The sequence below is a fragment of the Kallipyga gabonensis genome (genome assembly GCF_001286805.1).
GTDB classification, from domain to species: domain Bacteria; phylum Bacillota; class Clostridia; order Tissierellales; family Peptoniphilaceae; genus Kallipyga; species Kallipyga gabonensis.
In genome coordinates, this window is sequence record NZ_CXYV01000002.1 from 632,441 (window position 1) to 647,496 (window position 15,056).

At 56.8% G+C, this 15,056-nt stretch carries 13 protein-coding genes; 3 read left to right on the plus strand and 10 right to left on the minus strand.

The window, feature by feature from the left end; translation table 11 throughout:
* Positions 1–28 precede the first annotated feature (28 nt).
* The 9 genes from BN2373_RS04325 to BN2373_RS04365 all read right to left on the minus strand — a co-directional run bounded on the left by BN2373_RS04325 (position 29) and on the right by BN2373_RS04365 (position 9,072).
* A complete protein-coding gene (locus BN2373_RS04325; RefSeq protein ID WP_053942917.1) occupies positions 29–1,213 on the minus strand; it encodes a phosphoribosylaminoimidazolecarboxamide formyltransferase in 1,185 nt (394 codons plus the stop codon).
* A 9-nt stretch (positions 1,214–1,222) separates the two neighbouring features.
* The gene (gene purB, locus BN2373_RS04330; RefSeq protein ID WP_053942918.1) at positions 1,223–2,659 is read right to left on the minus strand and encodes an adenylosuccinate lyase; all 1,437 of its coding nucleotides are present in this window, start codon (positions 2,657–2,659) and stop codon (positions 1,223–1,225) included.
* Positions 2,656–3,408 carry an IMP cyclohydrolase gene (locus tag BN2373_RS04335; protein ID WP_238379624.1) on the minus strand — a complete coding sequence of 251 codons (753 nt, stop codon included), beginning with the start codon at positions 3,406–3,408 and terminating at the stop codon, positions 2,656–2,658. Before BN2373_RS04335 ends, purB begins: the two co-directional genes overlap by 4 nt.
* Positions 3,405–4,052, minus strand: a complete 648-nt coding sequence (gene purN / locus BN2373_RS04340) for a phosphoribosylglycinamide formyltransferase (protein WP_053942919.1) — start codon at positions 4,050–4,052, stop codon at positions 3,405–3,407. The genes BN2373_RS04335 and purN overlap by 4 nt, the downstream gene beginning before the upstream one ends.
* A complete protein-coding gene (purM, locus tag BN2373_RS04345; protein ID WP_053942920.1) occupies positions 4,049–5,155 on the minus strand; it encodes a phosphoribosylformylglycinamidine cyclo-ligase in 1,107 nt (368 codons plus the stop codon). The genes purN and purM overlap by 4 nt, the downstream gene beginning before the upstream one ends.
* A gap of 2 nt (positions 5,156–5,157) precedes the next feature.
* Positions 5,158–6,582 carry an amidophosphoribosyltransferase gene (locus BN2373_RS04350; RefSeq protein ID WP_053942921.1) on the minus strand — a complete coding sequence of 475 codons (1,425 nt, stop codon included), beginning with the start codon at positions 6,580–6,582 and terminating at the stop codon, positions 5,158–5,160.
* Between the two features lie 105 nt (positions 6,583–6,687).
* On the minus strand, positions 6,688–7,401 hold the full coding sequence (gene purC, locus BN2373_RS04355) for a phosphoribosylaminoimidazolesuccinocarboxamide synthase (RefSeq protein WP_019133899.1): 714 nt from the start codon (positions 7,399–7,401) through the stop codon (positions 6,688–6,690).
* 100 nt (positions 7,402–7,501) lie between these two features.
* A complete protein-coding gene (purE, locus tag BN2373_RS04360; protein ID WP_053942922.1) occupies positions 7,502–7,996 on the minus strand; it encodes a 5-(carboxyamino)imidazole ribonucleotide mutase in 495 nt (164 codons plus the stop codon).
* Positions 7,997–8,028: 32 nt separating this feature from the next.
* Positions 8,029–9,072 carry a ribonucleotide-diphosphate reductase subunit beta gene (locus BN2373_RS04365; protein ID WP_053942923.1) on the minus strand — a complete coding sequence of 348 codons (1,044 nt, stop codon included), beginning with the start codon at positions 9,070–9,072 and terminating at the stop codon, positions 8,029–8,031.
* Positions 9,073–9,258: 186 nt separating this feature from the next.
* On the opposite strand from BN2373_RS04365, the gene BN2373_RS04370 reads away from it, so the two are divergent.
* The 3 genes from BN2373_RS04370 to BN2373_RS04385 all read left to right on the plus strand — a co-directional run bounded on the left by BN2373_RS04370 (position 9,259) and on the right by BN2373_RS04385 (position 11,926).
* Positions 9,259–10,077 carry a hypothetical protein gene (locus BN2373_RS04370; RefSeq protein WP_154826130.1) on the plus strand — a complete coding sequence of 273 codons (819 nt, stop codon included), beginning with the start codon at positions 9,259–9,261 and terminating at the stop codon, positions 10,075–10,077.
* A gap of 58 nt (positions 10,078–10,135) precedes the next feature.
* Positions 10,136–10,957 (plus strand): immunoglobulin-like domain-containing protein, encoded by an 822-nt coding sequence (locus BN2373_RS04375; RefSeq protein WP_053942925.1) that lies wholly within the window; start codon positions 10,136–10,138, stop codon positions 10,955–10,957.
* 525 nt (positions 10,958–11,482) lie between these two features.
* Positions 11,483–11,926, plus strand: coding sequence for a hypothetical protein (locus BN2373_RS04385; RefSeq protein ID WP_053942927.1), 444 nt, complete (start codon positions 11,483–11,485; stop codon positions 11,924–11,926).
* Between the two features lie 494 nt (positions 11,927–12,420).
* Here BN2373_RS04385 and BN2373_RS04390 read toward each other — a convergent pair whose 3' ends face one another.
* A complete protein-coding gene (locus BN2373_RS04390) occupies positions 12,421–15,012 on the minus strand; it encodes a ribonucleoside-diphosphate reductase subunit alpha (protein WP_202904632.1) in 2,592 nt (863 codons plus the stop codon).
* Positions 15,013–15,056 lie beyond the last annotated feature (44 nt).

The window sequence follows — 15,056 nt, forward strand, 5'->3', positions numbered from 1 at the left end:
GGGGATAGGGGAAAAATTCAGAAACGAATCAGTGGTGGAAGAGGCGGAGGCCGGTCTTGCACATGACCATGTTATAGCGGTCGGCCACCCGGATGACGTCATCGTCCCGGATGGACCCGGCGGGCTGGGCGACGTAGGATACGCCGGACTTCTTGGCTCGCTCCAGGTTGTCGCCGAAGGGGAAGAAGGCGTCGGACCCCAGAGCCACTCCGGTGATCCGGTCCAGGTAGGCCCGCTTATCCTCATCGGTCAAGGGCCGGGGTCTTTCCGTAAAGTACTTCTGCCAGTTCCCCTCGGCAGTCACATCCTCCTCATTGTGGTTGATGTAGCCGTCGATGACGTTGTCCCTGACGGGCCGCTTGAGTCCCTTTTTGAAGGGGAGGGAGAGGACCTGGGGGGAGAGGCGGAGGAACCAGGTGTCGGCTTTGTCCCCGGCTAAGCGGGTGCAGTGGATCCGGGACTGCTGGCCGGCCCCGATCCCGATGGTCTGGCCCTGGTAGGCGAAGGCCACGGAATTGGACTGGGTGTACTTGAGGGCGATGAGGGCGATGGTCAGGTCCCGGATGGCTTCCTGGGGGAGGTCCTTATTCTTGGTCAGGATCTCCCGGAAGAGGTCGGGGGTGACCTTGCAGGTGTTGTGGCCCTGGCTGAAGGTGACCCCGAAGACCATCTTGGTCTCGACGGCGGGAGGCTGATAGTCGGGGTCCACTTTCAAGACCACGTAGTTTCCCCCCTTTTTCTCTTTGAGGATGTCCAGGGCTTCCGGGACGTAGCCCGGGGCGATGACCCCGTCGGAGACTTCGCGTTTGATCAGGCGGGCCGTGGTCTCATCGCAGGGGTCGGAGAGGGCCACAAAGTCCCCGAAGGAGGAGAGGCGGTCGGTTCCTCTGGCCCGGACATAGGCCTGGGCCAGGGGGGAGTCATCCAGCCCCTCTACCCCCTCCACAAAGCAGGCCTTCTTCAGTTCCGGAGAAAGTGGGAGGCCGACGGCGGCGGAGGTGGGGGAGACGTGCTTAAAAGAAGTGGCGGCCGGGAGGTCCAGGGCCTCCCTCAGCTCCTTGACCAGCTGCCAGGCGTTGAGGGCGTCCAGGCCGTTGATGTAGCCGGGCCGGCCGTTGAGGACCTCGATGGGGAGGTCGGACCCGTCCTCCATGGAGAGGAAGGCGGGCTTTTGGTTGGGGTTGCATCCATATTTGAGTTCCAGTTTTTTCACACTTGCCTCCTATATGGTGAGTTCTTCGTCGATGACGGTTTTGTGGTAACGGTCCAGGATCTCCTGAACCTCGCCCCGGAGATAGTCGGTGACCTGGGCGGGGGCCCGGCCCACATAATCCCTGGGGTCCAGGTGGGCCTGGATTTCCTCCAGGGTGAGGGGGATGTCGGGATCCTCGGCCAGGCGGGCGATGAGGTCATTTTCTCCCCCCTCCAGTTTGACCTTCCGAGTGGCGGCGTGGGCGTGTTCCCGGATTTTCTCATGGATGGCCTGGCGGTCCTTGCCCCGCTTGACCGAGGCCATCATGATGTTCTCCGTGGCCATGTAGGGGAGCTTTTCCATGACCCGACGGTGGACTACCTTGTCGTAGACGGTCAGGTCCTGGGTTACGTTGATGTAGATGTTGAGGATGGAGTCCACGCCCAGGAAGGCCTCGGAGATGGAGAGTCGGCGGTTGGCCGAGTCATCCAGGGTCCGTTCGAACCACTGGCAGGAGGCCGTGACGGCGGGGTTGAGGGCGTTGACCATGACGTGGCGGGCCAGGGCCGTGATCCGCTCCGACCGCATGGGGTTCCGCTTGTAGGGCATGGCGGAGGACCCTACCTGGGTTTTCTCAAAGGGCTCTTCCATCTCCTCGAAGGATTGGAGGATCCGGAGGTCGTTGGCAAACTTGGAGGCGGCCATGGCGAAGTTGGCCATGGCGGCCAGGTAGTGGAAGTCCACCTGACGGGAGTAGGTCTGGCCGGAGACCGAGACGGTGTCCTCGAAGCCCAGGATCCGGGCCACGCCCTTGTCCAGGGCCTTAACCTTGTCCTCATCCCCATCAAAGAGGGACAGGAAGGAGGCCTGGGTTCCGGTGGTTCCCTTGGCCCCGCGGAGGCGGAAGCGGTCCAGGAGGTCCTGGAGGAAGGTCATGGCCAGGACCATGTCGTTGATCCAGAGGCAGGCCCGCTTGCCCACGGTGGTCATCTGGGCGGGCTGGAGGTGGGTGTAGCCCAGGCAGGGGAGGTCCTTGTAGCGGTCAGCAAAATCGCCCAGGTTGGCCACGACCTGGGCGGCCTTCTTGAGGACCAGCTGGGAGGCATCGTAGATCTGGAGGAGTTCAGCGTTGTCCGTCACATAGCAGGAGGTGGCACCCAGGTGGATGATGGGCCGGGCCTTGGGGGCCACCTGGCCAAAGGCGAAGACGTGGCTCATGACGTCGTGGCGGATTTCCTTCTCCTTTTGCCGGGCAACCTCATAGTCGATGTCCTCGGCGTGGTCTTCCATTTCCTTGATCTGTTCCTCACTGATGTCCAGGCCCAGGTCCTTTTCTACCTTGGCCAGGGCGATCCACATCTTCCGCCAGGTCCGGAACTTGTAGTTGTCCGAGAAGAGGAATTCCATCTCGGCCGAGGCATAGCGGGCGGAATAGGGGGACTGATAGGCATCATGGTTTGGGGTCATTGGTCTTCTCCTTCCCGGGCATTGGTAATGATTTCTTCCACCTGGCCGGTGGCCAGGTCCTGGGTCCGGACGTAGAGAGCCACCTTATTTTCCCTGTCCAGGCCCGCCCAAAGGGCTTGGCTGAAGTCCTCCAGGGATTCGTCTTCGATCCGGAGGGCCACCGGCTCTCCCCGGAAGGAGGGGATGGGGTCTCCGTCCGTCTGGTAGGTGGAGAGGAAGTGGCCCAGACCGGCCCGGGCCTCATAGTGGAAGAAGGACCGGGAGCAAGCCCCGCCTTCCGGGTCCTGGGCCTTGAGGATGGCCATCTCATAAGTAAAGGGGGTCTTTTCCGTTTTTTGGGTCCAGTCGGCCCGGCCGGAAATCCGGGGGGTCCAGTTGGGCCCGTCGGGTTCAAAGGTCCGGGAGAAGAGGGCCTGGTCAAAGATCTTTCCCTCATTTTCAAAGTCCACGATGGTGTCGGTCTGGTCCCCATTGGTCAGGATGAAGTGGTCGGGATAGGCCGCCGTGGCCCGGTAGATGATGAGGGAGGGGTCCTCCACCAGGGATTCATCGAAGGGCTTGGTGTAGAGCTGGCCTTGGTCCAGGCGGAAGACCCGGTTCCGGGAGTTCTTGGACCGGCCCATGATGAAGTAGGCCGAAAGGACCTTCTTCCCATCTGGGGTCAGGCCCAGGAAAATTCCCCGGCCGGGGTAGGGGTTGCCCTGGACCCATTGGGCCAGGGTCTTCTTGCTTGCGATAAAGTCCATCATGGTCTCTCCTCTCGTCTTTTGCTTGCATTTTCACCGGTCCTCCGGGTCACAATATCCCGGGCCAGGCTTTCCGTGGCCTGGGGGAGGAGGACCCATTCGGCCTCCTCCATGACCCGCTTCTGGAGGGTCTCGGGGCTGTCGCCCGGAAGGACCTCTACGGCCTTTTGGAGGAGGATAGGCCCTCCATCCGGCTCGGCATTGACCAGGTGGACTGTGGCCCCCGTCACCTTGACTCCCCTTTCCAGGGCCGCCTCATGGACCTTGAGCCCGTAGTAGCCTGGTCCGCAGAAGGAGGGGATGAGGGAGGGGTGGATGTTGAGGATGGGGCCGGCGAAGGCCCGGAGGAAATCCTCGGACAGGATGGCCAGGAAGCCGGCCAGGACGACCAGGTCAATGTCCGCTTCTTTTAGGGCCGCCAGGAGTTTTTCTTCGAAAGCCGCCCCCTTCCCTTTTTTTCGGGGGAGGGCGAGGGCGGGGAGGCCCGCCTTCCGGGCCCTCTCCAGGGCATAGGCCCCCTTCCGGTTGGAGACGACCAGGCAGATCTCCCCATGGGGGAGGTCCCCGGCCTTCTCCCGGTCCAGGAGGGCTTGGAGGTTGGTCCCGCCCCCGGAGACAAGGACGGCGATCCGGGCCCGGTCTCTCATTCGAAGGCCACCCTTTCTTCCGACCGGACGACCTTGCCCAGGCGGTAGGCGGCCAGGCCGTCTTCTCTTAGGATGGCCTGGGCTTGGTCGGCCGACTCTTCCGGAAGGACCAGGACCATGCCCACACCCAGGTTGAAGGTGTTGAACATATCGTGGTCATCCACTCCGCCCAGGTCTTGGAGGTAGGGGAAGACGGGGTGGACTTGGATGGCCTCCCGCCGGATCAGGGCCCCCAGGCCGTCCGGGAGGGAACGGGGGATGTTCTCATAGAAGCCCCCACCGGTGATGTTGGCGACAGACCGGACGGCCACTTTCTTAAAGACGTCCAGGACTTCCTTGACGTAGATTTTGGTGGGCTCCAGGAGGACCTGGCCCACGGTCTTTCCGGCCAGGTTGAGGTCCAGGAAGGACCCGCCCAGATTGCCCGGGCCCTTGGCCAGGATGTCATCCACCGGGAAGGGGTCATCCAGGGAGATCTCCCGGTCGGCCAGGATCTTCCGGACCAGGGAGAAGCCGTTGGAATGGAGGCCGGTGGAGGGGAGGGCCAGGAGGACGTCCCCTTCTTGGATGTCTTCGGGGTTGGGGATCTTGGACTTTTCCACGATGCCTACGGCAAAGCCGGCGATGTCGTATTCGTCTTCGGGGTAGAAGCCGGGCATTTCAGCGGTTTCTCCGCCGATGAGGCCGGCGCCGGACTGGACGCAGCCCTCGGCCACGCCCTCGACGATGGAGGCGATCCGGTCGGGGTCGTTCTTCCCGCAGGCGATGTAGTCCAGGAAGAAGAGGGGCTCGGCCCCCAGGCAGATGATGTCATTGACGCACATGGCCACGGCATCGATTCCGATGGTGTTGTGGGTGTCCATGTCGAAGGCCAGCTTGAGCTTGGTCCCGACCCCGTCGGTCCCGGAGACCAGGACGGGCTCTTCATAGCCCTTGGGGAGTTGGAAGAGGCCGCCGAAGCCCCCGATGGAGGAGAGGACCCCGGGGCGGTTGGTCCGGGCCAGGTGGTCTTTCATGAGCTCAACGGCCCGGTAGCCGGCGGTGATATCGACGCCGGCCTGGGCATAGGCGGTGGAGTGGGATTGGTTTTTATCGGTGGTCATGCTTATTCCTTTCCATTCCAGCAGTAGGTGCAGAACCTGCAGGGATCCAGTTCGATAGAGTCCAGGAGTCCCTTGAGGGATTGGTATTCCAGGGAGGAGAAGTGGAAGTGTTCCGCAATCTGCTTGCGGAGGGCCTTCCCTCTCTCGCTTTCCCCGTCGGCGTAGTCGTCCAGGTAGTTAAGGCCTTCTTTCCCTTCCAGGTCCACGATGGTCCGCCGGGTCAGGAGCTCCATGTCGTCGTGGGACCGGGAGAAGCCCAGCCAGCGGCAGACATACATGGTGGGGGGTGTGGCAGACCGCATATGGACTTCTTTGGCCCCGTTCCGGTAGAGGAAGCCCACGGTCCCTTGGAGCTGGGTCCCCCGGACGATGGAGTCGTCCACGAAAAGGAGCTTTTTGTCTTTGATGAGGCCGTGGACGGGGACCAGCTTCATCCGGGCTACCTTCTCCCGCTGACGTTGGAATTGGGGGGTGAAGGACCGGGCCCAGGTGGGGGTGTACTTGACCATGGCCCGGGCATAGGGGAGGCCGGATTCGTAGGCGTAGCCCAGGGCGTGGCCGATGCCGGAGTCGGGGACGCCAACCACGGAATCCAGTTCGGGGAGGAGGCCCCTTTCCTTGTCCTGCTTGGCCATGAGGGCGCCGTTCCTGTTCCGGACGGCCTCGACGTTGACACCGTTGTAGACGGAGGCGGGATAGCCGTAGTAGGCCCAGAGGAAGGCACAGATTTTTTCTTCCTTCCTGGGGGGGACCAGCTGGAAGACCTTGTCTTTGGTGATCTTGACGATCTCTCCGGGGCCGACTTCCTGGTAGTCCCGATAGCCCAGCTTCTGGTAGGAGAAGGATTCAAAACAAACAGCGAAGCCCTCATCATCCCGCCCGATCATGACGGGGATCCGGCCCTTGAGGTCCCGGACGGCGATGATGGTCCCGTCGGCTTGGAGGATGAGGAGGGACATGGTTCCGTCAATGACTTCCTGGACGAAGCGGATGCCGTCGATCATGTCCTCTTTCATGTTCATGAGGGCGGCGATGAGTTCGCAGGAGTTGATTCCGCCGCCGGAGATGGCGTCGAAGTGGGCTCCGGGCTCCCGGAGATAGCGTTCCACCAGCTCGTCCTGGTTGTTGAGGATGCCGGTGAAGCAGATGGCATAGGTCCCGAAGGAGGAGTGGATGAGGAGGGGCTGGGGGTCCCGGTCGGAGATGCAGGCGATGGCCGAGGTCCCGTGGATTTCTTCCAGGACGTGTTCGAAACGGGTCCGGAAGGGGGTGTTTTCGATGTTGTGGATCTCCCGTTGAAGGCCTTCTTCGGGGTCATAGCAGGCGATGCCGGCCCGGTGGGTTCCCAGGTGGGAGAGGTAGTCCGTTCCGTAGAAGACGTCTTCGATGGCGTCCCGGGCGGACACAAGTCCAAAAAATGCGCCCATGTGGCGGGTCTCCTTTCTGTAAAGGAAGCTGTCTCAAAAAAATGTCTTTGAAAAAGAAAGAGCCGTCCCAAAAAAGATACAGTGGGACGACTCGGGGTCGGAATGCTATTTACCGGAAGTGACCCGGCGGAACATTTCCTGGTAGGCGTCTTCGATCTTGCCCATGTCGCGGCGGAAACGGTCCTTGTCGAGTTTTTCGTTGGTCTCGGTGTCCCAGAACCGGCAGGTATCCGGGGAAATCTCATCGGCGAGTACAATGGTCCCGTCGGGGAGGCGGCCAAATTCCAGCTTGAAGTCGACCAGTTTGACATTGTGCTTGAGGAAGAATTCTTTCAGGGTCTCATTGACCTTGCGGGAGAGTTCTTCAATCCGGTCCAACTCTTCCTTGGTGGCCAGCTTAAGGGCCAGGACGTGGGACTTATTGATCAGGGGGTCATGGAGGTCATCATTTTTCAGGGAGAACTCAAAGGTGGGTTCGTCAAAGTCGATGCCCTCTTCCACGCCGTAGCGCTTGGCGAAGGAGCCGGCGGAGGTGTTGCGCATGATGACTTCCAGAGGAACAATTTCAACCTTCTTAACGACGGTGTCGGTATCCGACAGTTCTTCGACAAAGTGGGTGGGGACGCCGACTTCTTCCAGGAGCTGCATGAGGATGTTGGTCATCCGGTTGTTGATGGATCCCTTACCGACAATGGTGCCCTTCTTTGCACCGTCACCGGCGGTGGCATCGTCCTTATAGGAGACGATCAGCTTGTCGTCTTCGTCCGTCAGGAATACCTTCTTTGCCTTGCCTTCGTAGAGTTGTTCTTTCTTTTCCATAGGTCGATTCCAGTCCTTTCTCCCTTAGCGGGGCGGGTCATGGGCGGGAGATCCGTCCAGGCCGGCCTTCCTTGTACGATTTCCAGGAACTTCTATTGTACTATTTATTGAGCTTTTCTTCCACCCTCTTGTTCTTTTCCAGGTTGGCCTGGTGGTCGGCTTTCCGGCGGGCCTTGAGCCGGTCGGCCAGGTCCTCATCCTCCAGGGCTAGGATCTGGCAGGCCAGGAGGGCGGCGTTCTTTCCGCCGTCGATGGCCACGGTAGCCACGGGGATGCCGGAGGGCATCATGACGGTGGAGAGGAGGGCATCCATTCCTTCCAGGCAGGCGGACTTGCAGGGGAGACCGATGACGGGGAGGATGGTGTTGGCGGCAAGTGCACCGGCTAGGTGGGCGGCCATGCCGGCAACCCCGATGAGGACCCCGAAGCCCTTTTCTTCAGCCGTCTGGGCGAATTCCTTGGCTTCTTCCGGGGACCGGTGGGCGGAGTAGACATGGGCCTCAAAGGGGACCTCCAGCTCCTCCAGGATCTTGGTGGCTTTTTCCACAATGGGGAGGTCGGAGTCGGACCCCATGACGATGGCAACTTTTTTCATGACACTTCCTTTCTGGATTTTCCGGTCCGGGTTTAGAGGTCGTCGACCAGGGCGCCGGACTTGGCGTATGCGGTGGACCGGGCTTCAAAGAAGTCGGTCTTGATCATGTTGGCGTTGGAGTAGTTGGAGACCCACTTCATGGACTCGGGTTCTTCCCTGTGGCCCTCATAGATGGGCTCCAGGCCGATGTCCACAGCCCTTTGGTTGGCCAGGTATTTGATGTAGTCTTCCACCATGGACTCATTGAGCCCTTGGATGTCGTTGCCGATGACGTACTTGCCCCAGGCCATCTCCTGCTCAGCCCCTTCCTTGACCATGGCTTGGTACTCGGCTTGGAGGTCTTCGGTGAACATGGAGGGTTCTTCTTTCCGCAGCTCGTTGATGATGTTGCGGAAGAGCCAGAGGTGGGTGTTTTCGTCCCGGTTGATGTAGCGGATTTGCTGGGCGGACCCGGTCATCCGGCCGTTGCGGGCCAGGTTGTAGAAGAACATGAAGCCGGAGTAGAAGTAGACTCCTTCCAGGATGTAGTTGGCCACGAGGACCCGGAGGAAGTTGTGGGGGGTCTTTTCCTCCTGGAAGGCGTTGTAGATGTCGCCGATGTACTTGTTCCGCTTGGCCAGGAACTCATCGTCCCGGTAGAGGTAGAGGATCTCATCCCGCTTGTCGGGCTCGCAGATGGAGTCCAGCATGTAGGAGTAGGACTGGGAGTGGATGCACTCCTGGTAGGTCTGGATGTGGAGGCAGAGGTTGACCTCATTGGCCGTGATGTAGTCCGACACGTTGGGGAGGTTGGCCGACTGGATGGAGTCCAGGAAGATGAGGAAGGAGAGGACCTTATCATAGGCCACCCGCTCCGCTTCCGGCAGGTTGGGGTACTGCTTCTTATCCTGGGCCAGGTTGATCTCCTCCGGAATCCAGAAGTTGTTCATGGCCTGGCGGTACCAGTCCGAGGTCCATTCATACTTAAGGTTGTTGAAGTCATTTAAGTTGGTCGTATCCCCATTGACCATCCGTCTAGCGGTCAGGGAGATGTCCCCATCAGGGTTATACAGGGGCTTTTTATTGATCGTTTCCATGAAAACTTCCTTTCTGTATGTAGGATGTCAAATCTAAGTCCATCGCCTCCATTATATACGATGTGGGGAAGATAGAGCAGGGGAAAGGGGGAAGGATGAGGAATAAAAATGTTTGCACACCGAGAAAAAATACTATAATTTATATATAAGAAGGAAAGGATGGATGTCGGAAAAGGAGGGCTCATCATGATTTCATCTCAAAAGAAACTTGTTCATTGCTTCTTCATCTTAGCTAGCTGCATCCTTCTCGTATCATGCACTTCTTCCAAAGACCCTTCCACTTCGGTAGAATTGAGTAAGGAAGGTGTAGGAGAAGAGAGGGCTTCTGAGCTGGTGGTAGATTCCCAAGAATCAGAAGAGAGAAAGCCCCTCGCCACGACGACGGATGTCATTGCCATCGAGCAATTTTCTCCGGAAGAGCAGGACAAATACTGGAAGGATGGCGGCACTCATTATTTATTCGATCCGGAAGGGAAAAGGGTTGATCTTGACCACCTTCCTCTCCGGGAGATGACACACTACTTTGACGGCCAGGAGATTTTTTCTATTGGACCCTCATTGATGAAGCCCATCAGACTTACCCCATTCGCCATCATTCCGGAGGAGGGGGGAATCATTTTTAATCCTGATTTCTATCGCCATACCGGCATAGCGATCGCCAGTATTTTTTCAGGAGAAAAGATTAAGGAAAAATATCAATCCTACCTGCCCATGGCGGAACAATTACAAATTGGAATGGATGTTGAACCTGTTGATGTGGAATATAAAAAACACATTGGAGAAAGCCTCACCTGCTTTTTTATTCCCATTGCCAACCACTTGGTATATGGAGAAAAAGAATCCTATATTTTACAAGCTAAGCCGATATCGATCAAAAATTATGATAAGTCTGTCATGAAGGCGCTTGAGAAATACGGCAATCCTGAGCAAACGCTTTATGAGCCGGTGGCCTATGGTCTCTTTGATTTTGTCTACTATCCAAAAGATAGGGTACCTGATCGGTAAATTACTTTGTTGGTTGATTCCGGAGAAGGGCCTTAGGCGTTAAGAGAGGAGGAATAAAATGAAAAGCATAAAAAAGTACTGGCCGGCACTTTTTTTGATCCTCGTGTTTGCCCTATTGTTCATTTACCTTTTTACCTTTAAGGAGATCACCTATGAAGAGGACCGCAGCCTTCTCTTCGTCACCCTGCCCTCCCCACCCCAGGCCAAGATCATCACCGATGAAGAGGAGATTCGTTCCATTATCGACCTTCTGAATGACGCCAGCAAATTTGGAAGGGGGTTAGGCCTGACAAAAGGCTGGATTGGCCAAATCCGGTATAAGGGGACTGACTACATCATCAACAACACGACCACGATTGCAGTGAATGGGGTGATGTATAAACTAGCCGAAGAGAAGGGCGAAGAACTCTTTGAAATCTACCGGAAATCGCAGGCTGCGGAAGAGGACTTCAGCGACGAAGTTTTGGAACGATTCAATAAGGGGAAGAAGGGCGAAAGTTCAAATGGGAATACTGAGCCCTATGATAAAAATGATCAGCTTGCACTAGAAATTGTAAATCCGAAAGATATTCGCCCTTCAACTAAAGAATTGCTCTTGGTTTTGGAGAATCAGAGTGATCATGATATCAGCACTGGCGAAGCTTATGATCTAGAGAGAAATAATCAGGGGGAGTGGACAGTAGTGGATAATCCCATCTCCTATGAGGACCTTGCTTATATTATTCGGCCCGGGGAAAAGAAGGAATTCAAATGTCTACTAAGTGTCGACCTCAAACCAGGAAGCTACCGGATTAAAAAGGATTATTCTCTTGAAGGCAGTGATCTTAATCTTAATACCCAGGAAAAAAGCCTTTATGCGGAATTTGAAGTCAAAGAATAATCTTCTGTCAAAATACATTCTAGCTGATCGGTAAACTCGCTGGCTGGCTGCTTTGGAAAGGGTCATGAATTAAATACCTCATAGTCCAATATGACAGGACTATGAGGTGAAATTATGATAAATACAACGAATATGATGCTTGAGTCATTAAAAGAATATGCTAATTCGAAAGCCAACTCTCAAGCATGGTTCAGTTGAGTATGCATTGTTCTACCATCACTTCATTCCGGGAGCCACCTATGAGATGACTCCGGTTCTTACGATTAGGGATTTCGCTGACTTGCTCATGGAAGACCTTCGGATCGATGAGGCGGATCTCCTGACGTTGGATGTCGAGAAACTGACTGCTCTATCTGATCGGTACCGGTCAAGGAATATTAAAAAGCTAGTGTCATTGATAAGGAGGATGCAAAAATGAGCGCGGTTATTGAGCAAATGCTAAGTAGCTATAATTAACCGGCTATATCCTGTATGAACACATTTCAGTAGGTAGGTAGAAATTGGTGCTAGGAAAGGAGGAATGAAATGAAAAGCATAAAAAAATACTGGCCGGCCCTTTTCTTGGTCCTTGTACTTGTCCTATTATTCATTTACTTTTTCACCTTCAAGGAGATCACCTATGAGGAGGACCGCAGCCTTCTTTTTGTCACCCTGCCCTCCCCACCTCAGGCCAAGATCATCACCGATGAGGAGGAAATTCATTCCATCATCGGCCTCTTGAATGACGCCAGCAAATTTGGAAGGGGGCTAGCCCTGAAAGGAGGTTGGATTGGTCAAATTTGGTATGAGGGGAAGACTTACATCATCAAAAACAAGACCACGATTGCAGTGAATGGGGTGATGTATAAGCTAGCCGAGGAGAAGGGCGAAGAACTCTTTGAAATCTACCGGAAATCGCAGGCTGTAGAAGAGCACTTCAGCGACAAGGTTTGGAGCGATTTAATGAGGAGAAGAAGTGAGGGACAGTGATCCTAATCTCAAGGCCCAGGAAAAAAGTCTTTATGTGGAATTTGAGGTCAAAGAATAATCTTCTATCCAAATACAATCTAGCTGATCGGTAAACTCGTTGTCTGGCTGCTTTGGAAAAAAGGGACAAGCGGAGCCCCCTCATATGGCAAAATTAAGGGGAAGGGGGGCAAAGTAAAGCCTCCTCATTTGGCGGAATCAGGGGGAAGGGGGGCAAAGCAAAGCCTCCTCATTTGGCAGAATCAAGGGGAAGGGGGGCAAAGCTGAGCCCCCTCATCCGGCGGAATCCAGGGGAAGGGAGGCAAAGCGGAGCCCCCTCATCCAGCGAAATCGGTGGGAAGGGGGGCAAAGTAAAGCCCCCTCATCCAGCAAAATCAAGGGAAAAGGGGGCCGGGATACCCCCATTCCTCAAAATCATCCACTATAGGGGGAATATAGAAGGACCTCGCCAACCGGCGAGGTCCTTTCTATCTTGATTCATCTATCCTGCCGCCCCATCACAAGGCGCAGGACTCACATTCTTCGACTTCCAGGGATTTGGACCGGATGTAGTAGACGGTCTTGACACCTTCGTGGTAGGCATCCAGGTAGAGGGAGAGGATTTCCCGGAAGGTGTAGTCGTTGGTGATGTAGAGGTTCATGGAGGTGGCCTGGTCGATGTGGCGGGTCCGGATGCCGGCCGACCGGATGAGCCAGGATTGGTCGAGCTGGTGGGCCGGCTTGTAGTAGACCAGGTTGTCCAGGCTGAGATCGGGGGCCACCCTGGGGATGAGGCCGTTCTTCTTTTCGTCGTAGTAGAAGCGGTTCATGATGGGGTCGACACCAGGGGAGGTCCCAGCCACGATGGAGGTGGATGAGGTGGGGGCGACGGCCAGGAGGTAGCCGTTGCGGAGGCCGTGGTCATGGACCTGGGCGGCCAGGGCGGTCCAGCGGTCGGAGTGGTAGCCCCGGTCGGTGAAGTAGGCGCCTGTATCCCAGTCAGAGCCCTTGAAGTAGGGGTAGGCTCCCTTGTCCTTGGCGTTCTCCATGGAGGCCTTGATGGCATAGTAGTTGATGTCTTCGAAGACCCGGTCGACGAAGGTCAGGTGGTCTTCGGACTCCCAGAAGATGTGGTTGTTGGCCAGCATGTGGTGGTAGCCGGAGACGCCCAGGCCGATGGGCCGGTAGTTGGCATTGTTGACCTTAGCAGCAGAGACGGGGAAGTAGTTCATCTCGATGACATTGTCCAGGGCTCGGACGGAGGCGGTGGTGACCTCTTCCATTTCGGCGGGGTCTTGGACATCGATCTTGCCCAGGTTGAGGGAGGCCAGGTTGCAGACGACGTAGTCCCCGGGAACCATCTTGGTCACGACGATGGGGTCGCCATCTTCTGTATCGATCTCCTCGGAAATGATGGTGGAGGGGGACATATTCTGGGCGATCTCGGTGCAGAGGTTGGAGCAGTAGATCATCCCCTTATCCTTATTGGGGTTGGCCCGGTTGACGGCATCCCGGTTGAAGGCGAAGGGAGTCCCGGTTTCGACCAGGGACCGGATGATGAGGCGGACCATCTCTTTGATGGGGATCCAACGCTTGGAAATCGTCTCATCGGCCATGCAGTCCAGGTACTTCTGGGTCCATTCCTGACCATAGGAATCCTCCAGGGCGTAGCCCTTTTTGGTCAGGACCTCATGGGGGTCCAGGAGGCCCCACTGACCTTCCATATTGGTCTCCACCTGCTGCCAGAAGTAGTCGGGATAGCAGATGGCGGGGAAGATGTCGTGGGCCTTCATCCGGTCGTCCCCGTTGTTGGTCCGGATCTGGAGGAATTCCGGCACATCCTTGTGCCAGACGTCCAGGTAGCAGGCACAGGCACCCTGGCGGACACCCAGCTGGTCGACTGCCACAGCTGTGTCATTGGCCAGGCGGACCCAGCGGATGACCCCGCCGGCAGCCCCCTTGAAGCCACGGATGGTCGAGCCCTGGGCCCGGACCTTGCCGAAGTAGAGGCCCATGCCCCCGCCGAACTTGGACACGTTGGCGAAGTTGGAGATGGACTTGTAGATCCCCTGGAGGTCGTCCGGCACCGTGTCGATAAAGCAGGAGGAGAGCTGGTGGAAGGGCTTGCGGGCATTGGAAAGAGTGGGGGTGGCCATGGTCACCTTGAGGGTGGAGAGCATGTTGTAGAAGCGGTGGACCCAGTCCATCCGGTCCTCTTTTTTCTCCGGAATGGCCAGAAAGAGGGCGATCCCCAGGTACATCTCCTGGAGGTTTTCCAGGGGGAGAAGGTTATGGGTCCGGACCACATACCGGTTGACCAGGAGATCATACCCGCTGTAGTTGAGAAGGAAGTCCCGGTCCATGTCCAGCCATTGGGCAGCCCGGTTGAGTTCCTCCTCCGAATAGGTGGAAGCGATCTCATGGCAGTAGAGGCCCAGACTTTCCATGGCTCGGATTTTTTGGGCAAAGGTCAGATCCTCGGTCCGGATTGTGCCGGGGGCTTCGCCGGCTCCGGCGACCTTGCCCTGGTCGATCAAGGACTGCCAGTGGTCGGCCAAATCCCGCTTGTAGGCCAGGTCATAGAAGTAGGAGGCGATGAATTCCCACCGGGTTCCCTCCTCATCGGTGAGTTCGATGGCGGCATGGGTCAGGGCCGAAAGCCGCTCATCCGCAGTCCGATCCGTTTTATAGAAAGATTCGAACTTGAGGAGGAGGCGGGAGAGGTCATATTGGGGGTCGGTGTATTTGTCCTCGATGGTCAGGAAAATGTCGTGGAGTTCGGGGAGCTCGGGGAAGTAGGATTCCAGCTTGGACCGGGCGGAACGCTTCTTTCTCCGCTCCTCCCGGTAGAGGATGTAGCCCTTGGCCACGGTGAAGTACTCCTCCTCCATCAGGACCAGCTCCACCTTATCCTGGATGGCTTCGACAGTGAGGCGGTTTGCTCCGTGGAAGCGGTCTTCCACCTGTCTGACTAAGTCATCCAGGGCCTGGTCGGTGATAGGAACCTCATATTGGACAAAGGCCTTGTTCATGGCGTTGCGGATCTTTTCCCTGGTGTAGGGGACGACCCGGCCATCCCTCTTTTGTACGCTGATGTCTTGGACGTTCATGGATTCTCCTTCAATTACAGAATGGGGACAAATAACGGATTGGA